Origin of the sequence: Actinopolymorpha rutila (assembly GCF_013407855.1) — a bacterium.
Lineage (GTDB): Bacteria > Actinomycetota > Actinomycetes > Propionibacteriales > Actinopolymorphaceae > Actinopolymorpha > Actinopolymorpha rutila.
Window position 1 is genome coordinate 1,144,599 of sequence record NZ_JACBZH010000001.1, and the last position, 25,398, is coordinate 1,169,996.

General features: G+C 72.5%; 24 protein-coding genes. 17 read left to right on the plus strand and 7 right to left on the minus strand.

Annotated elements, in window-relative coordinates; all coding sequences use genetic code 11:
- Positions 1–23: 23 nt before the first annotated feature.
- Positions 24–1,679 (minus strand): DNA repair helicase XPB, encoded by a 1,656-nt coding sequence (locus tag F4554_RS05050; RefSeq protein WP_179786293.1) that lies wholly within the window; start codon positions 1,677–1,679, stop codon positions 24–26.
- A gap of 124 nt (positions 1,680–1,803) precedes the next feature.
- Positions 1,804–2,337: a CGNR zinc finger domain-containing protein gene (locus F4554_RS05055; protein ID WP_179786294.1), complete on the minus strand. Its 534-nt coding sequence runs from the start codon at positions 2,335–2,337 to the stop codon at positions 1,804–1,806.
- Between the two features lie 86 nt (positions 2,338–2,423).
- Between F4554_RS05055 and F4554_RS05060 the strand changes: the two genes are divergently transcribed.
- The 4 genes from F4554_RS05060 to F4554_RS05075 all read left to right on the plus strand — a co-directional run bounded on the left by F4554_RS05060 (position 2,424) and on the right by F4554_RS05075 (position 5,274).
- Positions 2,424–2,579, plus strand: a complete 156-nt coding sequence (locus F4554_RS05060; RefSeq protein WP_179786295.1) for a hypothetical protein — start codon at positions 2,424–2,426, stop codon at positions 2,577–2,579.
- 10 nt (positions 2,580–2,589) lie between these two features.
- Positions 2,590–3,036 carry a CBS domain-containing protein gene (locus F4554_RS05065; RefSeq protein ID WP_179786296.1) on the plus strand — a complete coding sequence of 149 codons (447 nt, stop codon included), beginning with the start codon at positions 2,590–2,592 and terminating at the stop codon, positions 3,034–3,036.
- Positions 3,033–4,316: an ArsB/NhaD family transporter gene (locus F4554_RS05070; RefSeq protein WP_179786297.1), complete on the plus strand. Its 1,284-nt coding sequence runs from the start codon at positions 3,033–3,035 to the stop codon at positions 4,314–4,316. The genes F4554_RS05065 and F4554_RS05070 overlap by 4 nt, the downstream gene beginning before the upstream one ends.
- Positions 4,317–4,395: 79 nt before the next feature.
- Positions 4,396–5,274, plus strand: coding sequence for an HAD-IIA family hydrolase (locus F4554_RS05075; protein WP_179786298.1), 879 nt, complete (start codon positions 4,396–4,398; stop codon positions 5,272–5,274).
- A 10-nt stretch (positions 5,275–5,284) separates the two neighbouring features.
- Here the strand turns inward: F4554_RS05075 and F4554_RS05080 are convergent, their stop codons facing one another.
- Positions 5,285–6,235, minus strand: coding sequence for a DUF3152 domain-containing protein (locus tag F4554_RS05080; RefSeq protein ID WP_179786299.1), 951 nt, complete (start codon positions 6,233–6,235; stop codon positions 5,285–5,287).
- A gap of 66 nt (positions 6,236–6,301) precedes the next feature.
- Positions 6,302–8,584: a helicase-associated domain-containing protein gene (locus tag F4554_RS05085; protein WP_179786300.1), complete on the minus strand. Its 2,283-nt coding sequence runs from the start codon at positions 8,582–8,584 to the stop codon at positions 6,302–6,304.
- A gap of 365 nt (positions 8,585–8,949) precedes the next feature.
- Between F4554_RS05085 and F4554_RS05090 the strand changes: the two genes are divergently transcribed.
- The 5 genes from F4554_RS05090 to F4554_RS05110 all read left to right on the plus strand — a co-directional run bounded on the left by F4554_RS05090 (position 8,950) and on the right by F4554_RS05110 (position 13,854).
- The gene (locus tag F4554_RS05090) at positions 8,950–10,116 is read left to right on the plus strand and encodes a lysylphosphatidylglycerol synthase domain-containing protein (RefSeq protein WP_179786301.1); all 1,167 of its coding nucleotides are present in this window, start codon (positions 8,950–8,952) and stop codon (positions 10,114–10,116) included.
- A 101-nt stretch (positions 10,117–10,217) separates the two neighbouring features.
- Positions 10,218–10,724: a type 1 glutamine amidotransferase domain-containing protein gene (locus tag F4554_RS05095; RefSeq protein ID WP_179786302.1), complete on the plus strand. Its 507-nt coding sequence runs from the start codon at positions 10,218–10,220 to the stop codon at positions 10,722–10,724.
- Between the two features lie 110 nt (positions 10,725–10,834).
- Positions 10,835–11,716, plus strand: coding sequence for an META domain-containing protein (locus F4554_RS05100; protein ID WP_179786303.1), 882 nt, complete (start codon positions 10,835–10,837; stop codon positions 11,714–11,716).
- Positions 11,717–11,847: 131 nt separating this feature from the next.
- Positions 11,848–13,290, plus strand: coding sequence for an ATP-dependent sacrificial sulfur transferase LarE (larE, locus tag F4554_RS05105; protein WP_337795879.1), 1,443 nt, complete (start codon positions 11,848–11,850; stop codon positions 13,288–13,290).
- Between the two features lie 180 nt (positions 13,291–13,470).
- Complete coding sequence (locus F4554_RS05110) at positions 13,471–13,854, plus strand: cold shock domain-containing protein (RefSeq protein ID WP_179786304.1); 384 nt, start codon at positions 13,471–13,473, stop codon at positions 13,852–13,854.
- A 20-nt stretch (positions 13,855–13,874) separates the two neighbouring features.
- Here the strand turns inward: F4554_RS05110 and F4554_RS05115 are convergent, their stop codons facing one another.
- Positions 13,875–15,566, minus strand: a complete 1,692-nt coding sequence (locus tag F4554_RS05115) for an MFS transporter (RefSeq protein ID WP_337795880.1) — start codon at positions 15,564–15,566, stop codon at positions 13,875–13,877.
- A gap of 143 nt (positions 15,567–15,709) precedes the next feature.
- On the opposite strand from F4554_RS05115, the gene F4554_RS05120 reads away from it, so the two are divergent.
- The gene (locus tag F4554_RS05120; protein WP_179786305.1) at positions 15,710–16,516 is read left to right on the plus strand and encodes a DUF3027 domain-containing protein; all 807 of its coding nucleotides are present in this window, start codon (positions 15,710–15,712) and stop codon (positions 16,514–16,516) included.
- Here F4554_RS05120 and F4554_RS05125 read toward each other — a convergent pair.
- Positions 16,492–16,833 carry a DUF2530 domain-containing protein gene (locus F4554_RS05125; RefSeq protein WP_337795881.1) on the minus strand — a complete coding sequence of 114 codons (342 nt, stop codon included), beginning with the start codon at positions 16,831–16,833 and terminating at the stop codon, positions 16,492–16,494. The two genes, F4554_RS05120 and F4554_RS05125, sit on opposite strands and share 25 nt — an antisense overlap.
- Positions 16,834–16,994: 161 nt before the next feature.
- Here F4554_RS05125 and F4554_RS05130 point away from each other — a divergent pair, with 161 nt between their 5' ends.
- The 6 genes from F4554_RS05130 (at position 16,995) to F4554_RS05155 (ending at position 24,188) form a co-directional block, all read left to right on the plus strand.
- Positions 16,995–18,536 carry an NCS2 family permease gene (locus tag F4554_RS05130; RefSeq protein WP_179786307.1) on the plus strand — a complete coding sequence of 514 codons (1,542 nt, stop codon included), beginning with the start codon at positions 16,995–16,997 and terminating at the stop codon, positions 18,534–18,536.
- A gap of 76 nt (positions 18,537–18,612) precedes the next feature.
- Positions 18,613–19,386: an SDR family NAD(P)-dependent oxidoreductase gene (locus F4554_RS05135; RefSeq protein WP_179786308.1), complete on the plus strand. Its 774-nt coding sequence runs from the start codon at positions 18,613–18,615 to the stop codon at positions 19,384–19,386.
- Positions 19,387–19,550: 164 nt separating this feature from the next.
- Positions 19,551–19,997, plus strand: a complete 447-nt coding sequence (locus F4554_RS05140) for a MarR family winged helix-turn-helix transcriptional regulator (protein WP_202889154.1) — start codon at positions 19,551–19,553, stop codon at positions 19,995–19,997.
- Positions 19,994–21,730 carry an MFS transporter gene (locus F4554_RS05145; RefSeq protein WP_337795882.1) on the plus strand — a complete coding sequence of 579 codons (1,737 nt, stop codon included), beginning with the start codon at positions 19,994–19,996 and terminating at the stop codon, positions 21,728–21,730. Before F4554_RS05140 ends, F4554_RS05145 begins: the two co-directional genes overlap by 4 nt.
- A 43-nt stretch (positions 21,731–21,773) precedes the next feature.
- Positions 21,774–22,379, plus strand: coding sequence for an RNA 2',3'-cyclic phosphodiesterase (thpR, locus tag F4554_RS05150; protein ID WP_179786309.1), 606 nt, complete (start codon positions 21,774–21,776; stop codon positions 22,377–22,379).
- Positions 22,380–22,598: 219 nt separating this feature from the next.
- Complete coding sequence (locus tag F4554_RS05155; RefSeq protein ID WP_238341224.1) at positions 22,599–24,188, plus strand: molybdopterin-dependent oxidoreductase; 1,590 nt, start codon at positions 22,599–22,601, stop codon at positions 24,186–24,188.
- A 44-nt stretch (positions 24,189–24,232) separates the two neighbouring features.
- Here the strand turns inward: F4554_RS05155 and map are convergent, their stop codons facing one another.
- Positions 24,233–25,003 carry a type I methionyl aminopeptidase gene (map, locus tag F4554_RS05160; RefSeq protein WP_179786310.1) on the minus strand — a complete coding sequence of 257 codons (771 nt, stop codon included), beginning with the start codon at positions 25,001–25,003 and terminating at the stop codon, positions 24,233–24,235.
- A 50-nt stretch (positions 25,004–25,053) separates the two neighbouring features.
- On the opposite strand from map, the gene F4554_RS05165 reads away from it, so the two are divergent.
- On the plus strand, positions 25,054–25,368 hold the full coding sequence (locus F4554_RS05165; protein ID WP_179786311.1) for a helix-turn-helix domain-containing protein: 315 nt from the start codon (positions 25,054–25,056) through the stop codon (positions 25,366–25,368).
- The last annotated feature ends 30 nt before the right edge of the window (positions 25,369–25,398 follow it).

Genomic DNA, 25,398 nt, shown 5'->3' on the forward strand with positions numbered 1-25,398 from the left:
ACGGCCCTTGTTTCGTTGGGGATTCAGTTCGGCAGGTCTCCGGAGAGCACGTCGTCGGCGTCGATGATGCGGTAGGCGTATCCCTGCTCGGCAAGGAAACGTTGACGGTGCGCGGCGAAGTCCTGGTCCACGGTGTCCCGGGACACCACGGCGTAGAAGCGCGCGGCCCGCCCGTCGTGCTTGGGACGCAGCAACCGGCCCAGCCTTTGCGCCTCCTCCTGCCGGGACCCGAAGGTGCCCGAGACCTGGATGGCCACGGCCGCCTCGGGCAGGTCGATGGAGAAGTTCGCCACCTTGGACACCACCAGCAGGTCGATCTCGCCGCTGCGGAACGCCTCGAACAACCGCTGGCGTTCGCGTACGGTCGTCTCGCCCTTGATGATCGGGGCATCCAACCGGGCGGCGAGCTCGTCGAGCTGGTCGATGTACTGCCCGATCACCAGCGTGGGTTCGCCGCGGTGCTGCTCGGCCAGCCGGCAGACCACCCGGGCCTTGGTGTCGGTCGTACACGCGAGGCGGTAGCGCTCGTCGACGTCGGCGGTGGCGTAGGTGATGCGTTCGCTGTCGGTGAGGGTGACCCGGACCTCCACGCAGTCGGCCGGCGCGATCCAGCCCTGGGACTCGATGTCCTTCCAGGGCGCGTCGTAACGCTTCGGCCCGATCAGGGAGAACACGTCGCCCTCCCGGCCGTCCTCGCGTACGAGCGTCGCTGTCAGCCCCAGCCTGCGCCGGGCCTGCAGGTCGGCGGTCATCCGGAAGATCGGCGCCGGTAGCAGGTGCACCTCGTCGTAGAGCACCAGGCCCCAGTCGCGCGCGCCGAACAGTTCCAGGTGGGTGTAGGCGCCCTTACGCCGCGACGTCATCACCTGGTACGTCGCGATGGTGACCGGCCGGATCTCCTTGCGGGCGCCGGAGTACTCGCCGATCTCGTCCTCGGTCAGGGACGTGCGGCGCATCAGCTCGTCCTTCCACTGCCGGGCGGACACGGTGTTGGTGACCAGGATCAGCGTGGTCGCCTTCGCGTGTGCCATCGCGGCCGCACCGACCAGCGTCTTGCCGGCACCGCAGGGGAGTACGACGACGCCGGAACCCCCGTGCCAGAAGGCGTCCGCGGCCTGTTGCTGGTAGGGCCGCAGCGACCATTCGTCCTGGAGCAGTTCGATCTGGTGCGCCTCGCCGTCGACGTAGCCCGCGGTGTCCTCGGCCGGCCAGCCGATCTTGAGCAAGGCCTGCTTGACATGGCCGCGCTCGGAGGGGTGCACCGCCACCGTGTCGGGGTCGATGCGCGCGCCGAGCATCGGCTTCAGCTTCGCGCTGCGCAGCACCTCCTCCAGCACCGGGCGGTCGGTGGTCACCAGTACCAGGCCGTGCGAGGGGTGGTTGTCCAGCCGCAACCGGCCGTAGCGGGCCATCGTGTCGGCGATGTCCACCAGCAGCGCGTGCGGCACGGCGTACCGGCTGAACCGCAGCAGCGTGTCGACCACCTGCTCGGCGTCGTGCCCGGCGGCGCGGGCGTTCCACAGCCCGAGCGGGGTGAGGCGGTAGGTGTGGACGTGTTCGGGTGCGCGTTCGAGCTCGGCGAACGGCGCGATCGCCTTGCGCGCCTCGTCCGCCGCGGGATGCCCCACCTCCAGCAGCAGGGTCTTGTCGGACTGGACGATCAACGGTCCGTCGTTCACGAGGTCTCCGGGTGGGGCGTCGGGGGTTTCACTCCAGTGTCCAACCGAGGGCAAGTCCGTGGTGTTCCGCGCGGAATCATGGGGCCCGTCGGCGCCCCGGTCACGTGGTCGGAGGGCCATGCGATCACGGGGCCGCCGCCGCCCGGCGCCGGGCCCGGAACGCCGCGACGTTGGCCCGCGAGGAGCAGCGGTCGGAGCAGTAGCGGCGGGAACAGTTGGGAGAGGTGTCGACGAACACCTGCCCGCACCGGTCCGCCTGGCACTCGCCCAGCCGGTCCGGACCCAGGTCGCAGACCACGGTCGACAGCCCCATCAGCCCTTCTGTGGCGAGGGTTTCGGCCACCGAGGACCGGCGTTCGGCGACGTGCAGGTGCAGCCCCTGCCCGCCGTGCCCGGTGATGAACGGCGACACCGGGTGGCGGGCGAGGAGCTCGTTCAGCCGCTCGACCACCCGGTCCGCGCTCTCGCCGGCCTCCGGGGCCTCGGCGAACACCGGCCGCAGGTCGCGCCGCAGCCGGCGCAGGACGCGGACGTCGGCGGCGCTGACGCGTTCGGCCAGCCAGGGCCGGTCGGCGAGCTGCGCCCGCACGTCGTCCTCGTCCTCCAGCGACGCGTTGACCATCGTCGCCGCCCGCTCGGCGTAACGGAGAAAGTCCACTTGTGCACCTTACTCCACGCCTCCACTGTGTAATTGTCACAAGTCGTCCATGACTATTACTTCCGTCCAGAACGCGAGGAACGGCCATGGAAAACGACCGCGCGAGCTACCGAGCTCGCCGACGCGGTGGGGAACGCGACGCGATCTTCGCCGCCAGTCCGCTGACGACACTGACGACACCGCCGGCACCTCGGCCGGGCCGTACGGGCAACGACGGTGACCGGGGCGCCGGGTACGGGTAGCGTGCGGGGCATGCTGGCCCGTGATCTGGTCGAGGACTATCCGTCGGTGCACGTCGACGCCGACGCCCTGGAGGCCGCCCGGCTGATGGGCGAGCACCGGCTGCCCGGGCTGGTGGTGACCGGCGACGGCGGCCGCCCGATCGCCGTACTCCCCGCCTCGCAGGTGGTGCGGTTCGTCATCCCCGGGTACGTCCAGGAGGATCCCTCGCTTGCCCGGGTCCTGGACGAGCGGGCGGCCGACCGGATCGTCAACGAGTTGGCCGGCCGCCGGGTCGGAGACCTGTTGCCGCCGCGGACCAAGGACCTCCCGGTGCTGCACGGTGATGACACGGTGCTGGAGCTCGCGGCGGTGATGGCCCGGCTGCGCTGCCCGCTGGTCGCCATCGTCGACGACGACACGGTGCTGGGCGTGGTCACGGCGTCCAGGCTGCTGTCGTTGTCCCTGCACGCCACATGAGCCTGTGGATCGCGGTCGCCGCGTTCGTCGTCGCCTACACCCTGATCGCCACCGAACGAGTTCCCCGGCTGGCCGCTGCCCTCGGCGGGGCGGGTGTCGTACTGGCCCTGGGGATCGTGGGCGCGCACGACGTCTTCTACTCGCCGGACAGCGGTATCGACTGGAACGTCGTGTTCCTGCTCCTCGGCATGATGATCATCGTCGGGGTGCTCCGCCAGACCGGCATCTTCGAGTTCCTCGCCATCTGGGCGGCCAAACGCGCGCGTGGGCGGCCCTACCGCGTCCTGGTGCTGCTGTGCCTGCTCACCGCGCTGGCCTCGGCGTTGCTGGACAACGTGACGACGGTCCTGCTGGTCGCGCCGGTCACGTTGCTGGTGTGCCAGCGGATCGGCGTACGCCCCGAACCCTTTCTGGTCGCGGAGGTGCTCGCCTCCAACATCGGCGGCACGTCGACGCTGGTCGGTGACCCGCCGAACATCATCATCGCCAGCCGCGCCGGCCTGTCGTTCAACGACTTCCTCGCCAACCTGGCGCCGTTCATCGCGGTCCTGCTGGTGGTGTTCGTCGGGCTGTGCAGGTGGCTGTTCCGGCACGCGTTCGAGGCCGACCCCGAACGCGTGGCCGAGGTGATGTCGCTGTCCGAACGCGAGGCGATCAACGACGTCCCGCTGCTGCGCCGCTCGCTCGTGGTGCTCGCGGGCGTCCTGCTCGGATTCGTACTCCATCCCGTCCTGCACGTCGAACCCTCCATCGTCGCGCTGCTCGGTGCCGGGGTGCTCGTGCTTGTCAGCGGACTCTCGTCGGGCAGTTATCTGGAGGAGGTCGAGTGGGAGACGCTGGTCTTCTTCATGGGCCTGTTCGTCATGGTCGGTGCCCTGGTGAAGGTCGGCGTGATCGACACCATCGCGCACTGGCTGGCGGAGGCGACCGGCGGGAAGCCGGCGCTGGCGATCGGCGTACTCCTGGTCGGGTCGGCGCTGTTGTCGGCGATCGTCGACAACATCCCGTTCGTGGCGACGATGGCGCCGGTGGTGGCCGAGCTCACCGGGCCGCACGGCCCGCTCGCCGGGCAGACCGGCCTGTGGTGGGCGCTCGCGCTGGGCGCGGACCTGGGCGGGAACGCCACCGCGGTCGGGGCCAGCGCGAACGTCGTCGCCCTCGGAATCGCCAAGCGCAACGGCTTCCCGATCAGCTTCTGGGAGTTCACGAAGTACGGCGCGCTGGTCGCCGCGGTCTCGGTCGCGCTGGCGCTGCCGTACCTCCTGCTCCGCTACACCTGAGCGCCTGAGACGTCGCGGGGCGGCCCGCGGACCGGCCGTCGTGCGGCCGGGGGAGGTGCGCGTGCCAGGCTTGGCCGTGATGAACGAGACCCCGACCCCCGACTCCGCGGCCGTGCCCGATCCGGCGGCCGGCCTCGAGGCTGCCGCCGCACCCGAGCGGTGCCGTGCGGTGATCTGCGACCTGGACGGCACCGTCTACCTGTCCGGCCGGCCGGTGCCGGGCGCGGTGGAGGCGCTCGCCCGGCTGCGCGCGGACGGCGTGCGGGTGCTGTTCGTCTCCAACAACCCGCTGCGCGACCCCGGGTCGTACGCAGAACGCCTCACCGGTCTCGGCATCCCGGCAACCACCGACGACGTCCTCACCTCCGGTGTGGTGATGGGGCGCTGGCTCGCCGAGGAGACCCCCGGCGCGAAGGTCTACCTGCTCGGTGAGGAGAGCCTGCGCCGCGAGCTCACCGCCGCCGGTGCGGTGCTGGTGGACACCGGCGACCAGGCCGAGGTGGTGGTGGCGTCGTTCGACCGGACGTTCCGGTACGAGACCTGGCTGGAGGCGTTCAACGCGCTGCGGGCCGGGGCGCGGTTCGTGGCCACCAACCCCGACCCGACCTGCCCGGTCGAGGGCGGCGAGGTACCCGACTGCGGCGGCGTCATCGCGGCCCTGGAGACGACCACCGGACGCCGGGTGGAGGCGGTGGCCGGCAAACCGTCGCCACTCATGCTGACCGCGGCGCTGGAACGCCTCGGCTGCTCCCCCGCGGAGGTCGTGGTGGTCGGCGACCGGCCGGGCACCGACATCGAACTCGGCCGGCGCGGCGGCGTGGCGACGGCACTGGTGCTCACCGGCATCACCGACCAGGCGGCCGCCGCGGCACTGCGGCCGGCGCCGACGTTCGTCCTGGACAGCATCGCCGAGCTGCCGGACGCGCTGCTCGGCCAGAACGCCCAGGACACGCCCTAGAAGCCGGGGCTCACAACTCCGAGGGCAGCGGCCAGGAGTTGGCTTCGCAGGCGCCGACGCTCTTGGTCTGCTGCATCATCACCGGAGCCGGCCTGCCGGGGCCCGGGCAGGTTGCGTGGCTCTCGCCGAGCGCGTGCCCGACCTCGTGGTTGACGACGTACCGGCGGTACTTCAGGACGTCTCCGTGGAACGCCGGCACGCCACCCGCCCACCGGCGGGCGTTGATCGCCACGTGGTCGCCCATCCGGCAGGAGAGTTCTCCGCCGGTGCCCAGCGGCGCGCAGAGCTTGTCCGTGGTGTCCGGTGACGCGATGACGATGCGCAGGTCGTAGTTCTTGCCGGCGACGCGTTCGAACCTCGCCCGGCCCGCGGCGGCCCAGCTGCGCCGGTCGGCGAGTGTCGCGTCGACGACGCGGGCGACGTCGACCGGGCGCCAGGGCAGCGAGTCCTCGACCTCGACCCGGTAACGCACGACCCGGCCGGTTCCGAACGGCTCGGTGTGTCCCGGCGCGGCTGCCAGCACACCCGACCCGTGTTTGGCGATGGCCGACGGGCTCGACGGGTCCCCGGGTGCCGGCCGCACGGTCGCCGACGGAGACGTACGTCCGTCGCTGCGGGAGATCCGGTCCGGGGCACCGCGCAGTGCCGACCGGACCCCTTCCGACGCCGCGTTGCCGTCCGCGTCACCGGAGTCGGCCGCGTCGCCGGAACCAGCCGCGTCGCCGGAACCAGCCGCGTCGCCGGAACCGGCCGCGTTGCCGTGGCCGGCGCGCTCGCCGCCGGCCCGGTCCGCCGCGTCGAGCATCCGCGCGGCGGCGTCCCGGTCGAACGGATTCGTCGGCGCCAGGCCGCGCAGGCCGGCGATCAGGGCGACCGCGACCACCGAGGCCGACACGAGCACGGTGAGTGATCGCCGAAGTCGTCGGCGTCGCTGACGTCGCCACTCCTTACGACTGACCATCAACTCCGGCTCCCCTTCGTTCGAACCGTGGGGAACCCTAGTCGACCTCTGCCCGGCGCCGGCCGACTAGTCGACCGGAGCCGCACCGGTGATGCGGTGCAACGCGAACGTGCGCGCCTCACCGGCAGCATGGTCGTACGCCGTGAGCCAGCCACCATCGATGCGTACTGGATCGACGATGCGGTCCAGGGCACCCCCCTGCTGGTCGACATACCCCATCCACACCGACCAGCCACCTGCCAGTGCGGCCCGGAGGACGTCGACGGCCTCACCGGAGGGCGTCCGCCGTAACTGTCCGACAGCCGCACCCGCCGGCCGGGACGCGCGCGCCCGGTCACCGGCCCGGACGGCCCGGACTGCCGCGGCCAGCACCTCGGGTTCTGGCGTACGCGAACCCGCCGTGACCGGAGTGCGCTGCGGGGTTTCTGCCGTACGCCCGACCCGGGTCTCGCTGAGCATCAGCGCACCGTCGGCGGTTTCGGGAACGGGTGAGAAGCCGAGCGAGCGGAGCTCGTCGACCAGGGCCCGCACGGGTTGCCGGGCCACCACCACGGTCGGCGCGATCCGGCGCAGTCCCAGGGCGGCCGTACGACGGTCGGCGAGCACGGCGTCCAGCAGCGCCGGGTCGTCGCAGCGCAGGTAGGCCGTCGCGGATCCGGCTCGCAGGTGACCGTGCCGGCGGGCGACGTCGTCGACGAGGTAGGACAGCGGCTGTGGCACCGGGGTCGCGGAATGATGGGCGAGGAGCTCGTGGAGTTCGGCGGCGGTCCGGCCGGCGTCCAGGGCACGGCGTACGGAGGTTTCGGTGAAGCGGTAGACGGTGGCGCCGCCGTGCGACTCCGCGTCCGCCATCGCTGCCAGCGACCTGGCGAGGTCCGGGCGCAGCGGTCCGGGTGCGATGGCGGTGAGGTCGGCCTGCAGGAGTACGTGGTCGACGGGTTCGGGAAGGTGCGGGCCGAGTTCGGCGGCGGCCGCCTCCTCGCCGGACGCGGCACCGGATGCGGCACCTGAGGTCAGCGCCCGCCCGTGGCCGGCCAGCGCGCCGAGCCCGGTGACGCCCCACGCCGACGCCTCCTCCAGCGTCCAGGCGACGAGCTGCTCCACGAACGCGGTCATCCGCCGGGGCCGCCGCCAGCGCACCCACGCGGTCACGGCTTCCGTGCTCGGCGCCGTACCCGCGTCGGGTTCGGCCAGCGCGGCGAGCACCAACCGGCGGATGCCGGGGGCGACGGAGCGTTCCAGCTCGGCCGACAGCGCCTGCCGCGGCCGGTCGCGTTCGTCCCGGCTGCCGACCAGGGCGGGTACGCGCGGGGAGTCCAGCCAGGCCGTGGCCAGCCGGGCCCAGCGGTGCTCGGTGTCCAGGGCGAGCCAGGTGTCGTACGCCGGCGTCGGCAGCCAGGAGTCGTCCTCGCCGACGGCCACCAGACCGGCCGCGAACGCCGTCTCCAGCAGCAGCGCCGCGCTGGGCTCGGGTACGCCGAGGACGCCGGCGGTGCGCCGCAGGTCGCGAACACCGAGGCCTCCCGCGCGCAGCACCGGCGGCGGGTCCGCGCCCCAGGCGTCCAGCAGTTGCTCGACCTGTCGTACGACCTCAAGGGTGGTGCCGGCCGCGGTGCGGTCGACCAGCGCGGGGTCGCGAGCCGTGCCGTCCAACGTGGGCGGGGTCAGCTGTTCGATCGGGTAGAGCCGGCCACCGCGCAGGTGCAGGCCGACCTCGCGCGGCAACACCACCGACCGTGCGTCCGCCGCGCCGAGCAGGCCGCGGGCACGCAACCGCTCGACGGGAGTACGCGCGGTCTCCGCCGTGACGGGCCGGTCGGCGGCGGTCACGATCCCGACGGGCGGCCCGGCGGCGAGTCGTTCGGCGACCGCCCGGGCTTCCGGCCCCGCCTCGGCCAGCAACGCGGCGATCCGCTCGTCGTCGGCGAGGTCGGCCGTGTCCGCGGGCGGGCCGAGGCCGGCGGGGTAGGGGCCGAGCAGGTCCGCGAGCGCGACGGGCACTTCCAGCGCGTCCTTGGGACCCCACACCAGGGCGAGCCCGCGCAGCTGCGCCAACGTCGCCTTGACACGGGCGTCGGTCAGGCCGACCAGCCCGCGGACCGAGGCCTCGGAGGCCGGCCGGGGAAGTACGACGAACGCCTCGAGCACCGCGAGTGCCCGCCGGTCGAGCTGGTCCAGCGTGCGGGCCAGCGAGCTGCGGGTGGTCGAACGGGACGCGAGCTGCGCCAGGTCGGACGGCAGCGGCGTCATCAGGTCGGGTCGGTTGCGGAACAGCTCCGCGAGCGCGTCGTCGTCGAACCCGCGCAACGTCTCGGGTAGCGTCGCGGGGCGCGAGGTGGATCTGGGCATCACCTCAACCGTAGAGCGCGGCGCAAGCTGGTCGCGTTCGGTGTGGCGTACGGCACCCCCGGCCGTCCCTTCGGCCGACGATCGACCCCGCACGCCCTACTCAGGTCGTAGCAAGGTCCCGACCAACGGGCGACGTCTCGGACGGGTTTCGACCGGCAGGATCGAGGCTGTGGATGATCGGCACCCCGCGTACGGACCCTGGGCCCCCCTGAGCAACCCGCCAGGGTCACGCGCGGTCGTTCCCTGATGTGGGCCGGCCGCTCCGGGCGGCAGCCTGGAACCAGCCCGACGTCCGTCCGAGCCGCACGAATCACCCGGTCCGTGCCGATGATCGACATCCGTCCCGTTCAGGTAGGAGATGACCGGTGACCACTCTCGCCCCGGTGCCCGTCCCGGCCCGCGCGACCTCACGTGCCCCGGGCACGGACGCGCGGCCGCGTCGTGACCTGCCCGCGGGCCGGGTCGCGGTGGCGGACCGGACGGAGACGCCGCTTCGCCCGTCCACGCTGACGCCCGCACCCACCGCCGTCGGCCCCTCCACCGCCGCCCCCTCCACGGCGGTCCCTTCGACCGCCGCGCCGGAACGCCGGCCCGGAATCCGGTTCTCCTGGCAGCCGCGCCAGGTCCTGCTGCTGGCAGCCGTGGTGGCGCTCGTGAGTGTGCTGGCCTACGACAACCGGCACGCGATCGACCTAGGACTGTGGCGTTCGCAGCTGAACCTCTGGTGGGCGGGCCTCGCGGTGTTCGGCGTGGTCGTCACCCTCGCCGGCAACGCGTGGAACCTCATGGGCGCGAGTCCGGTGCGGCTGCGTTTCGGCGCGACGTTCGGTGCCCAGCTGGCCGGCTCGCTGGTCCGGATCGTGTCGCCGGCCGCGGTCGGCTCGGCCGCGGTCAACGTGCAGTACCTCCGCCGCGCCGGCGTCGGCACCTCCGCCTCGGTCGGCACCGTCTCGGTGGCCCAGAGCGTGCAGGTGCTGCTGGCGCTGTTCCTGCTCCCACCGGTGGCGTACGCCGCCAACACCGACGTCGACCTCCTGCGCGGGGACGTGGCGCGGTTCGCCCCCTACGTCGTCGCCGGCCTGGCCGTCCTCGTCGCGGCCGGCGTCGTGCTCCTGCGCCGGTCGGCCCGGCTCACCCGCCGGGTGCGCGCGCTGGTGAAGGAGCTCACCAGGTCGCTGCGCACGATGGCCGCCCATCCGCTGCGGGCGCTGGTCAGCCTGGCCGGTGCCGTACTCATCTCCGCCGGTCTGATCACCGCCCTGTGGGCGTCGGTGCACGCGTTCGGCGGCCACCTCGGGGTCCTCACCGTCGCCGCCGTACTCCTCCTCGGCACCAGTGCCGGCAACGCCGTACCGGTGCCGGGTGGCCTCGGTACCGTCGACGCCGCCCTGGCCGCCGCGCTCGCCGCGACCGGCGTGGGCCTCGCGGTGGCGCTGCCCGCGGTCGCGTTGTTCCGCCTGGTCACGTTGTGGCTGCTGCTGCCGGCGGGAGCGGTGAGTGTCGGCGTGATGCGCCGGCGCGGACTGCTGTGAAAACGTCATCGGGGTCAGCTCGAACGGATGTGCGTGCGGGCGGACCCGTCGGGTAGGAAGGACGGGTACCGACCCGTTTTCCGAGCACGGAAGGAGCACCCATGGCGAAGGTCGCGTTCCTCCTCGCCGACGTCTTCGAGGACTCGGAGTTCCAGCAGCCCTACGACGCGGTCCGCGACGCCGGGCACGAGGCGGTCGTGGTGGGCAAGGAGTCCGGCAAGCAGGTCACCGGCAAGAAGGGCTCCAAGGTCAGGATCGACAAGGGCTCGGGCGAGGTGCGTGCCGACGAGTTCGACGCGGTCGTCGTACCCGGCGGCTACTCCCCGGACAAGGTGCGCACCGACGAGGCGTCGGTCGCCATCACCCGCGGCGTGCACGAGGCCGGCAAGCCGGTGGCGGCGATCTGTCACGCGGGCTGGGTGCTGGCCGAGGCCGACATCGTGCGCGGGCGCACGGTGACGTCGGTCGCCTCCATCCGTACCGACCTCAAGAACGCCGGCGCCACCTGGGTCGACCAGGAAGTCGTGGAGGACGGCAACCTCATCACCTCCCGTACGCCGGACGACCTGCCGGCGTTCTGCGCGGCGCTGCTGAAGCAGTTGCCCTGATGTCGCCGGCCTGATGCAACTGGCCTGACGCAACTGGCCCGACCCGACGCGAACACGTCGAACGCCCCGTCCCGGGCAACCCGGGGCGGGGCTTTCGCCGTCCGTACGACATGAACCCCAGGCGCTCCGCCGCCCGCATCCCCGGCATCCCCGGTGCGCGTGGTCGTGTCGGCTCTCCCGGGTTTCCCCTCGTCGCGCTGGCCCTGCTGGCCCTACTGGCCCTGGCCGGCTGCGGCAGGTCGACCAGCGCGACCACCTCGACGGCCGACGAGCCGACCGGCCACACGTACCTCTCCACCGGCGTGACCGAGGCGGGCACGCCACACGCGCTCGCGCCCGGCACCCGCATCCGGCTGGAGTTCACCGACGACGGCCGGATCCTCGCCGACGCCGGCTGCTCGTCCATGGGAGGTGAGGCCTCGCTGGGGAACGGGCGGGTCCGCATCGTCGGCGGGCTGTCCGGCACCGACATCGGATGCGACGCGGCCCGCTACGCACAGGACGACTGGCTGACCGACTTCCTGAGTGCCGAGCCGTCGTGGCGGGTCAGCGGGCACCGGCTCGTCCTGACCGCCGACCGGCCGCGCGAACACACCCGGCTGGTGTTACTCGACCGCGAGGTCGCCGACCCGGCCCGCCCCCTGCTGGGCACTCGCTGGGACGTGACGACGCTGGTCGACGGCGACATCGCGTCCGCGAGTGCCAGGCCGACCGGCGCCTACCTGGTCTTCTCCGAGGACGAGGACGAGATGATCGGGTCGACCGGATGCAACGGCATGGGCGGGCGGGTGACCCACACGGGTACGCGGCTGTCGTTCGAGCCGGTCCTGTCCGAGCTCAAGGGTTGCCGCGGTGAACCGGCCCGCGTCGAGCACCACGTCCTCGGCGTGCTCGACGGAGAGGTGACCTACCACATCGAGGGCGACCGGCTCACCCTCGACGGACCCGACGGCAAGGGGCTGGTGCTCACCGCGCACTCCGCCGGCCGCTGACGATCGACCACCGACCGCCCACCGACCGACCGACCACGGGTACTCGTGAATCGGCGGGGTCCGACGGTCCGGTTGTGGTCGTACAACGGGTGGAAGGTCGGCTACCGTCCGAAAGCCCGTAGGGTCAAGGGGTGGCTCCGGATACGTTCGTCGTCGGTTTCGACCTGGACATGACCCTGATCGACTCCCGCCCTGGGATCGCCGCGGTGTGGGACGCGGTGTCCGCGCGCACGGGCGTCGTCGTCGACAGCGCGCTGGCGGTGAGCCGGCTCGGCCCACCGCTGGAGTACGAAGCGGGACTGTGGTTTCCGCCCGAGCAGGTGCCCGACGTCGTCGCGCTGTATCGCAGCCTCTACCCCGAGACCGCGGTCGGCGCCGCCTCCCTGATGCCGGGTGCGGCCGAGGCGATCGCCGCCGTACGCCGGCACGGCGGCCGCGTGCTGGTCGTCACCGCGAAGAACACCGACCACGCGAAGCTGCACGTCGAGCATTTCGGGCTCGAGGTCGACGAAGTCATCGGCGGCGTGTGGGCGGAGCAGAAGGGCGAGGTGCTGCGCGAACACGGTGCGGCCATCTACGCCGGCGACCACCTCGGTGACGTGCGGGGTGCCCGCACCGCCGGGGCCCTCGCGCTCGGTGTCGCCACCGGCCCCGTGCCGGCGGAGGAGTTGCGCGCGGCCGGTGCCGACGTGGTGCTCGCCGACCTGGCCGACTTCCCGTACTGGCTGGAGGACCACCTGCTCGAGCAGCGGCTGACGGACCTCGACGCCCAGCTCGCGGGCCTGGGTTCGCTGCTGGTGGCGTTCTCCGGCGGTGCCGACTCGGCGTTCCTGCTGGCCGCCGCGGTCCGCGCGCTCGGACCGGAGAAGGTCGCCGCCGCGACCGCGGTGTCGCCGTCCCTGCCGGACGCCGAGCTCGACCCGGCGCGGGAGTTCGCCCGGTCGCTCGGGGTCGAGCACCACACGCCGCACACCGACGAGATGGCCCGCGACGGATACCGCGCCAACGCGGGGGACCGCTGCTACTTCTGCAAGGCGGAGCTGGTGGAGGTGCTCGGCCCGCTGGCCGAGCGGCTCGGGCTCACCCACATCGCCACCGGCACCAACGCCGACGACGCGCGGGCCGGATTCCGCCCGGGCATCCGGGCGGCCGCCGAGCGGGGCGCGGTCACGCCGTTGCGCGACGCCGGCTTCACCAAGGAACAGGTACGCGAGGCCTCCCGGCGGTGGGGGCTGCCCACCTGGGACAAGCCGGCCGCGGCCTGCCTGTCCAGCCGGATCGCGTACGGGCTCTCGATCACGCCGGCCCGGCTGGCGCGGGTCGAACAGGCCGAGGTGGCGCTGCGGGCGGTCCTGACCGACGCCGGTACGCCGTTTCGCAACCTGCGGGTCCGCGACGTCGGCGACACCGCCCGGATCGAGGTCGATCCCGACCTCGTCGACCAGGTGGCCGGGATGGAGGAGGCGGTCGAGGCCGTGCTCGCGGCCGGGTTCGACGTTGCCGAGGTCGACCCGAAGGGCTTCCGTTCCGGTGCGATGAACGAGCTGCTGCCCGATCCCGCGCGCTACCGCTGAGCGAGCCGGGACCGGCACCGAGCAGCCGGTACCGGCGAAGCTGATCTAAGTAGTGGAGTGCGGGGGCCGCGGCGTCTAGGCTGGGAGTGGCCTCCGTATGACGGGGGCCACTGTCATGGACGGGCGCGGGCATGGTCCGCGTTCTACGCAACCTTCGGGTTCAGCACGAGCGAGGTCGATGTGCCGGCTGGCAAGGTGAAGTGGTACGACGCGGACAAGGGCTTCGGCTTCCTCACCAAGGACGGTGGCGGTGACGTCTACGTCCGGGCAAGCGCCCTGCCCGCGGGGGTCACCGCGCTCAAGGCCGGTCAGCGGGTGGAGTTCGGCATCGTCGAGGGCCGCAAGGGCGACCAGGCTCTGTCGGTGCGGTTGCTGGAGTCCCCGCCGAGCGTCTCCAAGGCGATGCGCAAGTCGCCGGACGAGATGGTGCTGATCGTGGAGGACCTGATCCGGCTGCTCGACGGCCTGGAGACCACCTATCGCCGTGACCGTCACCCGGACCCGCGTACGTCCAAGAAGGTGTCCACAGTGCTGCGCGCGCTGGCCGACGAGCTGGAGCTCTGACCGGTTCGTCGAGCGCGGCGTCAGCGGTCGGCCGGGGTCGGCGTCCGCGGCGTCTCCGCCGGTGTCGGTGCCGACCCGCGTGGTGTCCGCAGTACGACAACCAGCCCGGCCGCCAGCCCGGCGGCGCACAGGCCGAGCCCGAGCTGGGGGATCAGCGGGAGCACGATCCCGATGCCGCCGCCGACCACCCAGGCCAGCTGGATCAGCGTCTCCGAACGCGCGAAGACGCTGGTCCGCACACTCTCGGGCACCTCGTGCTGGATAAGCGCGTCCAGTGACAGCTTGCCCGCCTGCTGCGCGAAGCCGGCGGCGAACGCCAGCACCGCGACGGTCAGCAGCCCGTAGAAGGTCGCGGCCAGGGCGGCCACCACGGCCGTGACGCCGAGCAGCACCGACACCACGAGTTCTGGCCGCCGGGCCCTGGCCAGCGCACCCAGTGCCGTACCCACCAGGTTGCCGGCACCGGCCGCGCCGACCACGGCGCCCACCTGCATGGTCGCCGACCAGCCGGGCAGCGGTACCTCCCGCAGCAGGAACGCCATGAACATCAGCAGGAAGCCCGACAGCACGCGGAACGCGACGTTCGCCCGCAGCGCGAGCCCGATGCTGGGGGAGATACCGCGCAGCCGGCGGCCGATGTCGGCGATCCGGACGTCCTCCTCGCCCTCGGCAGAGTCCACCCGGGCAGGCAGCAGGATGGCCGCGACGGTGCCCGCGGCGAAGACCACGAATGCGAACCGCAGCGGCCACTGCGGACCGAAGTACGCCAGCCCGCCCGCGGCCGCGCCGACGACGCCCGCGCCGATGCTGCCGGCGAGCGAGATCCGCGAGTTGGCGGTGACCAGCGCGACGCCGCCCGGCAGCAGCCGTGGCACCGCCGCCGCCCGGGTCACGTTGTGCGCCTTGGACGCGATCAGGCAGCCGAACACCAGTGGATACAGCCACAGCGCGCCGGTGGCGACACCGCCCGCCATCACCCAGCAGAAGAACGCCCGGACCGCCATCGTCGACCCGATCGCCCACCGGCGGCCCCGGCGGAAGCGGTCCAGGAACGGCCCGATCAGCGGTGCGACGACGGCGAACGGTGCCATCGTGATGAGCAGGTAGAGCGCCACCCGGCCGCGGGCCTCACCCGACGGCACGGCGAAGAAGAGCGTGCCGGCCAGCCCGATGGCCATCGCCGCGTCGCCGCCGGCGTGGAAGGCGTTCAGTTCGATGAGCTTGGCCAGCCCGGACTCGCCCATGCCCTGGGCGTGGGTCATCCGGCGGACCCGGCGGACGCCGGCGCCGCCCGCCCGTCGCGCACCCCGGCCGGCACCGGCGCCGGCCGCACCGACGGCGCCGGCGGTGCGGGTGAGCCCGTTCCGGACGGCGCGGGCGCGCGACCTCCGGAGCGTGGGGTCCGGGTCGGTCCGCGGCTGCGCGGATCCGTTCGGTGCGGATCCGTTCGGGGTGGACTCGTCCCGGCTGAACTCGTTCGGGGTGGACTCGTCCCGGGTGGAACCGTTCGGGGTGGATCCGTCCCGGCCCGCCGGCTGCTCGTCGAGTGGGCGGGTACGCGGCGGCCGGTCGGGACCGCCGTCGTGACCGGCCCCGGCGGGCTGGTCGACGCCGCCGTCGCCGGCACCGGGGGAGTCCGGGGTCGCCCGCTGCCCCGCGCGGCGGCCGGGCGGTCCGAGCGGCCGGCCCGGCGGGCGATCACGTGGTTCCACCGTCACATCCTCCCCCGGTCGCCGCGCCGGCGTCTCGTCCTCCCCCTGCTGCGACCGGACCGGAGGCGGACCCGGAAGGGCTGTTTCCGGCGGGGACGCGGCACCCGGCGAGGACCAAGGGGGAGCGTGCAAGAATCGCTGTCGTGAGTACCACCACCCGTCGACTTTCCCGGACCGCACGGATCGACGCCGTGTGCGCGGGTGCCGTGGAGTTGGCGCGAGCCGCCGCCCGCGAGGTCGCGGAAGGAGGCGAGGTCGGCTCCTACCTCGGCTGCGAGGCCGAGGGCGAGCGGGTCGTCACCCACTACTTCGCCGCCGATCATCGCGGCTACGTCGGCTGGCGCTGGGCGGTCTGCGTGGCCCGGGCGGCCCGGGCCAAGGTCGCGACCGTCGATGAGGTCGTACTCATCCCCGGTCCGGAAGCGATCACCGCGCCCGCCTGGGTCCCGTGGTCGCAGCGGGTGCAGGCCGGTGACCTGGGCCCGGGAGACATTCTGCCGACGGCGCCGGGCGACTTCCGCCTGGTGCCCGGTTACCTCGGCCCGGACGACTCCGAGGCCGCCGACTCGCTCCGCGTCCTCAACCAGGAAGTCGGCCTCGGCCGGGTCCGGGTGCTGTCGGTGGAAGGACGCGACGACGCCGCCGACCGCTGGTACGCCGGACCGCAGGGACCGGAGGACCCGATCGCGCAGGCGGCCCCGGCGGCCTGCTCCACGTGCGCGTTCCTGGTCCCGCTGTCCGGGCCGCTGGGCACGGTCTTCGGGGTGTGCACCAACGAGTTCTCTCCCAGCGATGCCCAGGTGGTGGCGTTCGACCACGGCTGCGGTGCGCACTCCGAGATCCAGGCGCCCACCCCCGCGTCGGCCGAGCCGATCGGGATGGCGTCGCACGTGCTCGACACCCTGGGCTACGACGACCTGGAGTATCAGCCCCGCCGCTCCGGCCGCTGAGCCGGCCGGGGCTGCTGCCCCTGCGAGTCCTGCGCCATCCGGTCGCGGCGATACCGGCAGTACGCCAGTCCGACCAGCCCCAGCACGATCCCGGTGACGCACGTCCACAGCCACCAGTCCATGCCGGCTCCGCGCAGCCGGGACGCGAACGGCAGCAGGCCCAGCAGGGCGACCGTCCAGACCAGGATGCCGACGGAGACCGTGCGCACGCCGTCGACGTCGAGCGGGTGCACCTCGCTGGCGAGCAGTCGCCCGCGGGCGGGCCGGCCGGACTCGTCCGTGGCTGTTTCGTCCGGGGTAGGTTCGTCCGGGTTCACACGCCGAGCGTAACCCGGGTGTTGCATGCGTAGGACATCATCCGTGGTTGGGGGCACCTGCGCGTCGGCCGAAGGGTCGGCGTCTGGCATGCTGCCGCCGGATCCCCAGGGCGCGCGCCGCGCGGGCGCAGGCTGCCCTCATCGCAAGAAAGGTGCCTTCGATGGCCGATGCGGCATCCGACACGGTCTCCACTGACAAGGGTGACAAGGGTGACAGAGGCGGCAGAGGCGGCAGAGGCGACAGAGGCGACAGCGGTTCGACGAACGGGATCGATCGCTTCTTCCGGATCAGCGAGCGCGGCTCGACGGTCGGCCGGGAGGTCCGCGGCGGGCTGGTGACGTTCTTCGCGATGGCGTACATCATCGCGCTGAACCCACTGATCATCGGCACCGTCAAGGACGCGAGCGGGCAGTTCCTCGGCGGCGGCACCTCGCCGAACATCGCGATGGTGGCGGCCGCGACCGCACTGGTCGCGGGGGTGGTCACGATCCTGATGGGCCTGGTCGCCAACTACCCGCTGGCGCTGGCGACCGGCCTCGGCCTGAACGCCTTCCTCGCGTTCGGCGTCGCGTCCTCGATGACCTGGGCGGACGCGATGGGGCTCATCGTGCTCGAGGGCCTGGTCATCCTGGTGCTGGTGCTCACCGGCTTCCGCAAGGCGGTGTTCCACGCCGTGCCCCGCGAACTCAAGACCGCGATCAGCGTCGGCATCGGGCTCTTCATCGCGCTGATCGGCTTCGTCGACGCCGGCCTGGTACGGCGTACCGCCGCGCCTCCGGTGCCGGTGCAGTTCGGCATCGACGGCTCCCTCGGCGGCTGGCCCGTGCTGGTGTTCGTGGTGGGCCTGCTGGCGATCACGATCATGGTGGTCCGCAAGGTGCGCGGCGCCATCCTGTACGGCATCCTCGGCGCCACCGTGCTGGCAATCGTGATCGAGGCGATCGCGAAGGTCGGCGCCGCCGGGCCCGGTTACGCGACCAACCCCAGGGGCTGGGGCCTGAACGTCCCGCGGCTGCCCGACCACTGGATCCAGGTGCCCGACTTCGGCCTGCTCGGCAAGTTCAGCCTGCTCGGGTCGTTCGAGCGCATCGGCATCGTGGCCGCGGTCCTGCTCATCTTCACCCTGATGGTCGCCGACTTCTTCGACACGATGGGCACGATGACCGCGATCGGCTCCGAGGCGGGGCTGCTCGACAAGGACGGCGTACCCCCGAACTCCCAGCGGATCCTCGTGGTCGACTCGGTGGCCGCGGCCGCCGGAGGTGCCGCGTCGGTGTCGTCGGCCACGTCCTACATCGAGTCCGCGGCCGGCGTCGGTGAGGGCGCGCGTACCGGGCTGGCCAGCGTCGTCACCGGTGTGTGCTTCCTGCTCGCCACGGCCTTCGCGCCGATCGTCGAGATCATTCCGTACGAGGCGGCCACGCCGGCTCTGGTCGTCGTCGGGTTCTTGATGATGACCCAGGTCACCGAGATCTCCTGGGACAAGTACGACATCGCGATCCCGGCGTTCCTCACCATCGTGCTGATGCCGTTCACGTACTCGATCAGCGTCGGCATCGGTGCGGGCTTCGTGTCGTACGTCGTGTTGCGCGCCGCCCGCGGCAAGGCGCGGGAGATCCACCCGCTGCTGTGGGTGGTCGCGCTGCTGTTCGTCGTCTACTTCGCGATCGACCCGATCAAGCAGGTGCTCGGCGTCTCCTGAGGTCCGCGCCGGAGCCTGGGCCGGACAACCCAGGTCCGGTCCAGCGCGAACCGGGAGCTTACGGGACACTGTGCCCATGCCGGGTTACGTGGAAGGTCTGTTCTCGCTGCACGGTCGGGTGGCGCTGGTCACCGGTGGAAGTTCCGGGATCGGAGCCGCGATCGCCACGGCCCTGGCCAGGGCCGGTGCCGACGTAGTGCTGGTCGCCCGGCGCGAGCCCCCACTGCTGGAGACGGTGGCGGCCCTGCGCCGGGCCGGTTGCCAGGCCGCGCACGTGCAGGCCGACCTCGGAGTCCGTGCCGAGGTGTTCCGGGCCGCCGACGAGGCGGTTGCGGTGTTCGGGGAGCCCGACATCGTGGTGCACGCGGCCGGAGTCAACCTCCGCCCGCCGCTGACCGAGCTCACCCCGGCCGACTGGGACCGCACGCTGGCGGTCAACCTCGACGCTGCGTTCCTGCTCGGCCAGCGGTTCGGCCCGGCGATGGCCGCCAGGGGGTGGGGCCGGATCATCAACGTCGGATCGCAGCAGTCGATCCGGGCGTTCGGCAACAGCGGTGGGTACGGCGTGTCCAAGGCCGGAGTGCTCGCCCTCACCCGGTCCCAGGCGGAGGCCTGGTCGGCGCAGGGGGTGCGGTGCAACGCGATCGTTCCGGGCTTCGTCCGCACTCCGCTCACCGAGGCCGTGATGAACGACCCCGAGCGCGAACACGCACTGGCCGCCCGGACGATGGTCGGCCGCAACGGCGAGCCCGGCGACTTCGCGGGAGTCTCGGTGTTCCTCGCCAGTGACGCCGCGGACTACGTCACGGGGCAGGCGATCTTCGTCGACGGCGGCTTCTCCGTCACCTGATCATCCCTGCACAAAGCGGTCACGGCGCTTCCGTCCACAATGTGGGAACGCAACCACATCCACGCTGGGAGAGCGCTTGCCCAGGGCGGAATCCCTTATCTGCAATGCGGGAATGATCGGCGTCGGGTGGTCGTTAGCAAAGGTAATGAGGTACGCTAACTTTCATGCCGTCATCAACCTTGCCCGTGAAGTCTGACGCGGGCCTCGCAAGTGTGTTGCGTATATCGGTGATGCGGTTGTCCCGTCGGCTGCGCAACCAGCGCGCCGCCGACCACCAGCTCACGGCGAACCAGCTCGGTGTGATGTCCACCGTCAACCGTCACGGCGCGTTGACGATCGGTGAGATCGCTGCCTTGGAAAAGGTGCGGCCCCCGTCGACCACCCGCACGGTGAGCTCGCTGGAAGCCCTCGGTCTCGCGGTGCGTGAGGCGCACCCCACCGACGGGCGCCAGGTGGTGGTCCGGCTGGCCGACGAAGGACGACGCATCCTCGCCGACGACCGCAAGCGACGCGACGCGTGGCTCGCCCGTCGTCTGCGCGAACTGTCCCCCGACGAGAGAGAGATCCTGCGCCAGGCGGCGCCGATCTTGGAAAGGCTGGCCGCAGCGTGATCGAGACGTTCCGATCCCTCCGGAACCGCAACTACCGTCTCTACGCAGCCGGCTCGGCAGTCTCCAACATCGGCACCTGGCTGCAGCGGGTCGCCCAGGACTGGCTCGTGCTCGAGCTCACCCACAACAGCGGCACCGCCCTCGGCATCACCACCGGTCTGCAGTTCCTTCCGTTCCTGCTGGTCGCGCCCTTCGGCGGACTCATCGCCGACCGCTTCTCCAAGCGCAAGGTGCTGCAGTGCACCCAGGTCGCGATGGGCGTCACCGCCGCCGCGCTGGCACTGCTGGACCTCACCGGCGTCGTCACCGTGTGGCACGTCTACCTCATCGCGTTCCTGTTCGGCGTCGCCAGCGCGGTCGACAACCCCGCGCGGCAGTCGTTCGTCGTGGAGATGGTGGGCAAGGACGACCTGGCCAACGCCGTCGGCCTGAACTCCGCGTCGTTCAACGGCGCCCGGGTCATCGGTCCCGCGGTGGCCGGTTTCCTCATCGTCCTGGTCGGCACCGGCTGGGTGATCCTGATCAACGCGATCACCTACAGTGCGACCGTCTTCGCCCTGGCCCGGATGCGTTCGTCGGAGCTCAACTCGGCCCCACACGTCCCGCGCAGGCCCGGCATGCTGCGCGACGGCGTTCGCTACGTACGCGGGCGGCCCGACCTGATGCTCGTGTTGTGGGTCGTCTTCTTCGTCGGCTGCTTCGGCCTCAACTTCCAGATGACCAGCGCCCTGATGGCCACCGAAGTGTTCGGCAAGGGTGCCGGCGAGTACGGCGTTCTCGGCTCGATCGTCGCGGTCGGTGCCGTGATCGGCGCCCTGCGCGCCGCCCGCACCGGACGGCCGCGGTTGCGCATCGTTCTCGTCGCCGCGGTGATCTTCGGGATCCTGGAGGCGCTGAACGGCCTGGCGCCGACCTACCTCACCTTCGCCCTCATGCTGCCGTTCCTCGGGTTCGCGCAGCTGACCATGATCACCTCCGCGAACGCGATGATGCAGCTGTCGGTCAGCCCGGAGATGCGTGGTCGGGTGATCTCCCTCTACAGCATGGTGTTCATCGGCAGCACCCCGTTCGGCGCGCCGATCGTGGGCTGGGTCGGCCAGACCTTCGGCGCCCGGTGGACTCTCATCGGCGGTGGTCTGATCAGCCTGTTCGGCACCCTTGGCGCCGCGCTGATCCTGACCCACCGGCAGGGACTGGTGATGCGGGCGCACCTGCGTCCGCGGCCGCACCTGCACATCTGGTGGACCCAGGACCGGCCTGAGGCGACCGGTGCCGCCGGGTTGCCGGCCGACGCCGCCGGGCCGGCGGGGAGCGCCAAGGAAGAGGTGGTCACCCAGGAACGCCCGATCGACGCCGAGCCGGTGGAGTCCGGGCCGGTGGAGGCCGAGCCTGTGGGCGTACGCACCGGGTCGAGCGGACCGGACGGCCGGGACGATCTGCGCGGCGAGGGCAGTACGCCGGACGCCGGCCAGAACGCGCGCCACGACGACAGTGCTCGGCGGGGGAGCCGGTCCGGACATGTATCCGGCCAGGACCGGCGCAGCTCGGGCGTACCGGCCCAACCGGCGGTGCGCCGCACCCCGGCGCTGGTCGGTGAGAGAGTGCCGGCATGGAGTTCGATCGCCACCACCCGTTGCTCGGGCCCGACCCCACAGGCCGTACGGCCGGGGCGGACGCGGGTCTCGGCGCGCCAGTCCCGGCACGGCGAGGCCGGACGGTCCTCGGCTCTGTAGTCCTGGCGGTTCATGTAGTCCACGTAGTTCGTGCGGTGAGCTGATGCGGTTGTTCGTCGCGGTGGTCCCACCGGCCGCGGTGCTCGACGACCTGGCCGGCGAGCTCGCCCTGGTGCGCGAGCGGTTGGCGTCGGACGGGCCGGCCGACAACTACCGCTGGTCGCTGCGGGCGCAGTGGCACCTCACCCTGGCCTTCCTGGGTGAGGTGCCCGACTCCGCCCGCACCGACCTCCATCGCCGCCTGGGGCGGGCCGCCGGACGGTGCCCGCCGCTGCGGCTTCGGGTCGCCGGTGGCGGGGGCTTCGGCTCGGTCCGCCGGGCCCGGGTCCTGTGGGCCGGGATCGACGGTGACCTGCGCCCGTTGCGGGAGCTGGCGGGTTCGGTGTCGGCAGCCGCCCGCCGCTGCGGACTGGACGTACGTGAGGGGCGGTTCAGGCCCCATCTGACCCTCGCCCGGCTGCGTGAGCCGGCCGACGTACGGGAGGTGACAGCCGCGCTGGCCGACTACGCGGGTCCGGAGTGGATCGCCGACCGGCTCGAACTCGTGGCCTCCCACCTCGGTCAGGGCGAGGGCCGGCACTCGCGGTACGAGACCGTCGCCGACTGGCCGCTCACCGGCGGGGCCGACCCCAAGAGCGCGGAGAGGTAGCCTCCCAGACGTGCATCCTCGGTACCGGCGGCTGGTGATCCCCGGCGTGCTCCTGCTCCTGGTGGCGATCGTCGTCGTGGCGGCGGTCAGCCGGGGCTGAGCCGTGACGCCCCGAACCGCTCCGGTGGTTCTGCTCCGAGGGTCACGGAATCCGAACTCTTCCACTCCGGACCTCACCCCGCGCTGGCCAGACAGGGCGGGCGGGGTGAGGATTCGAGGATGGGGATGACGAACTCCCGGCCCGGCTTTCGCGCGTGGGCGGCGGGCGCGGGTGTCGTGGCGGCCGGCGCGGGCCTGGCCCTCGCCCAGCTCGCGGCCGGCCTGATCGCCGAGCCCAGGTCCGTGCCCGTGGTGGCGGTGGGTGCGGCGTTCATCGACGTGATCCCGGCGTCCGTCCGCGAGTTCGGTATCCGGACACTCGGCACCGCCGACAAGCCCGTACTCGTCACCGGCATCGTGGTGCTCGTCGTGGCACTCGGTGCGCTGGCCGGCCTGGCCGGAGGTTGGCGCCGCCCACTGGGCTGGCTGGTCTTCGGTGTGCTCGGCCTGGTCGGCGTGCTGGCCGCGGCCAGTCGCCCGGACGCGGGAACGGCCGCGGTCGTTCCGTCGGTGCTCGCCGCGCTCACGGCCGGCGGCGTCCTCGCCTGGGCGTTGCGTGCCGTCGAACGAACCGCGGAGCGGGCCGAGGCGGGGAGAGCCGAAGGGGTACGGGGCGAGCCGGGCGCGGGTTCGGTGGCAGCACACGCGCCGGGTCGGCGGGACCTGTTGCTGCGTGGGGGGCTGGTCGTCGCCGGTTCCCTGGTCGCGGCCGGTGCGGGCTCCCTGCTGCTGCGCCGGCGAGGGGCGGTGGCCGACGCGCGGGCGTCGTTCCCGGTGCCGCGTCCGCCCACCACAGCCGTACCCGCCGGGGCCGATCTGCACATCCGCGACCTGACTCCGTGGCGTACCGCGAACGACGTCTTCTACCGCATCGACACCGCGCTGTCGGTGCCCGTGGTCGACCCGGCGACCTGGCGGCTGCGGATCCACGGCATGGTCGACCGTCCGCTGGACCTCACCGTCGCCGACCTGCGCAGCCGGCGGATCGTGCACCGCTGGGTGACGCTCACCTGCGTGAGCAACGAGGTCGGCGGGGACCTCGCCGGCAACGCCCTGTGGACCGGCGTACTCCTCGACGACCTGCTGAAGGAGGCCCGCGTCCGTCCGGGTGCGGACGCGGTGAAGTCGACGTCGGCGGACGGCTGGACGTGTGGCACGCCGTTGTCGGCGCTCACCGACGGCCGGTCGGCGATGCTGGCGTTCGGCATGAACGGCGCGCCGCTGCCGCTGGAGCACGGCTTCCCGGTGCGGATGGTGGTGCCCGGCCTGTACGGCTACGTCTCGGCCACCAAGTGGGTGGTCGACATCGAGGTGACGACGTTCGACCGGTTCCAGGCGTACTGGACGACCCGCGGCTGGTCGGCTCAGGGACCGATCAAGACCGCCTCCCGGATCGACGTACCCGCGTCCGGCGCGAACGTGCCGGCGGGAACGGTGACCGTCGCGGGGGTGGCCTGGGCCCAGCACCGCGGCGTGTCCCGGGTCGAGGTCCGGGCCGGCGGCGGGGCATGGCAGGTCGCGCGGCTGGCCGGGCAGCCGACGAAGGACTCCTGGCGGCAGTGGACCTGGACCTGGCAGGCGCCGAAGGGTACGCACCGGCTGCAGGTGCGGGCGTTCGACGGCACCGGGCAGGTGCAGACCGCGGCGGTCGCCCCGCCCGCGCCGAACGGCGCCAGCGGCTACCACACCATCGACGTCACGGTGGGCTGAGTCGGCTGGGCCGGCTGGGTCGGCTGGGTCGAGGAGCGCAGCGGTCAGGGCAGGGTGAGCACAACCGGGCCGTCCTCGGTGATCGCCACGCTGTGCTCCACGTGCGCGGCCCGGCTGCGGTCGTCGGTGCACAGCGCCCAGCCGTCCCGTGCGGCGTGGTAGCCGTCGTGGCCGCCGGAGATGAACATCGGCTCGATCGCGATCACCAGGCCGGGCCGCAGGGGAAAGCCGCGTCCGGGCCGGCCCTCGTTCGGAACTGACGGCGGCTCGTGCATCTGCCGGCCGATCCCGTGCCCGCCGAAGTCGGCGGGAATGCCGTACCCGGCGTCCCGGCCGATCCGCCCGATGGCGTGGGAGACGTCGCCGATCCGGTTGCCGGGCGTGGCGGCGGCGATGCCCGCGTCCAGGGCGGCCCGGGCGGTCTCGATCAGCTTCTCGTCGGCGGGATCGGCGGCCGCCCCCACCACCAGGCTGGTGGCCGCGTCGCCGTGGAAGCCGTCGAGCTCGGCGCCGAAGTCGATGCTCAGCAGGTCGCCGTCGGCGAGGCGGTAGTCGTCCGGGATCCCGTGCACGATCACGTCGTTCACCGAGGTGATCAGGACGGCAGGGAAGGGCGTGGGCGCGAAGTGCGGGTGGTAGTCGAGGAACGACGAACGCGCGCCGGCCGCGGCGAGCACGCCCCGGGCCACCTCGTCCAGGTCGCGGAGGGGGACGCCGGGCACGGCAGCCTGCGCGCAGGCAGCCAGCGCCTTTGCGACGACCCGGCCGGCGGCCCGCATCGCGGCGATCTCGTTCGCGGTCTTGAGTTCGACCATGGTGGGACCACTCCTTGGCCAATAGGAATACCGGTATTAGTATCACGCCTGTGGTACGCCAGCCGTTGAGCCCCGAGGAGCGCGAGCGCGGTCTGCGCCTCGGCGCGTCTCTGCGACACGCGCGTGGCTCCCGCAGCATGGTCGACGTCGCCGCCAGGGCCGGGGTCTCGGTGGAGACCCTCCGCAAGATCGAGACCGGGCGGATCCCCACCCCCGCGTTCTTCACCGTGGTCGCGCTGGCGGACGCGGTGGGTCTCCCGGTCGCGGACCTGTGTGAGCTTGCCGCGTCCCCGGAAACGTCCCCGGAGGCGTCGCCGACGACGACCTCCCGGCGCCCGGTCGCGCCGGCCGGGACGCCTACCTAGGGTCTCCTGGCTCGTCCGTCCGCGTAGCCC

Excerpts from the sequence above, each read along its gene's own strand:
- F4554_RS05130 (WP_179786307.1), top strand. The coding sequence starts at position 16,995 with ATGGCCGATGCGGCATCCGACACGGTCTCCACTGACAAGGGTGACAAG.
- F4554_RS05100 (WP_179786303.1), top strand. The coding sequence starts at position 10,835 with ATGAACCCCAGGCGCTCCGCCGCCCGCATCCCCGGCATCCCCGGTGCG.
- map (WP_179786310.1), bottom strand. The coding sequence starts at position 25,003 with ATGGTCGAACTCAAGACCGCGAACGAGATCGCCGCGATGCGGGCCGCC.
- F4554_RS05095 (WP_179786302.1), top strand. The coding sequence starts at position 10,218 with ATGGCGAAGGTCGCGTTCCTCCTCGCCGACGTCTTCGAGGACTCGGAG.
- F4554_RS05135 (WP_179786308.1), top strand. The coding sequence starts at position 18,613 with ATGCCGGGTTACGTGGAAGGTCTGTTCTCGCTGCACGGTCGGGTGGCG.
- thpR (WP_179786309.1), top strand. The coding sequence starts at position 21,774 with ATGCGGTTGTTCGTCGCGGTGGTCCCACCGGCCGCGGTGCTCGACGAC.
- F4554_RS05140 (WP_202889154.1), top strand. The coding sequence starts at position 19,551 with ATGCCGTCATCAACCTTGCCCGTGAAGTCTGACGCGGGCCTCGCAAGT.
- F4554_RS05075 (WP_179786298.1), top strand. The coding sequence starts at position 4,396 with ATGAACGAGACCCCGACCCCCGACTCCGCGGCCGTGCCCGATCCGGCG.
- F4554_RS05065 (WP_179786296.1), top strand. The coding sequence starts at position 2,590 with ATGCTGGCCCGTGATCTGGTCGAGGACTATCCGTCGGTGCACGTCGAC.
- F4554_RS05070 (WP_179786297.1), top strand. The coding sequence starts at position 3,033 with ATGAGCCTGTGGATCGCGGTCGCCGCGTTCGTCGTCGCCTACACCCTG.
- F4554_RS05060 (WP_179786295.1), top strand. The coding sequence starts at position 2,424 with ATGGAAAACGACCGCGCGAGCTACCGAGCTCGCCGACGCGGTGGGGAA.
- F4554_RS05085 (WP_179786300.1), bottom strand. The coding sequence starts at position 8,584 with ATGCCCAGATCCACCTCGCGCCCCGCGACGCTACCCGAGACGTTGCGC.
- F4554_RS05155 (WP_238341224.1), top strand. The coding sequence starts at position 22,599 with ATGGGGATGACGAACTCCCGGCCCGGCTTTCGCGCGTGGGCGGCGGGC.
- F4554_RS05080 (WP_179786299.1), bottom strand. The coding sequence starts at position 6,235 with ATGGTCAGTCGTAAGGAGTGGCGACGTCAGCGACGCCGACGACTTCGG.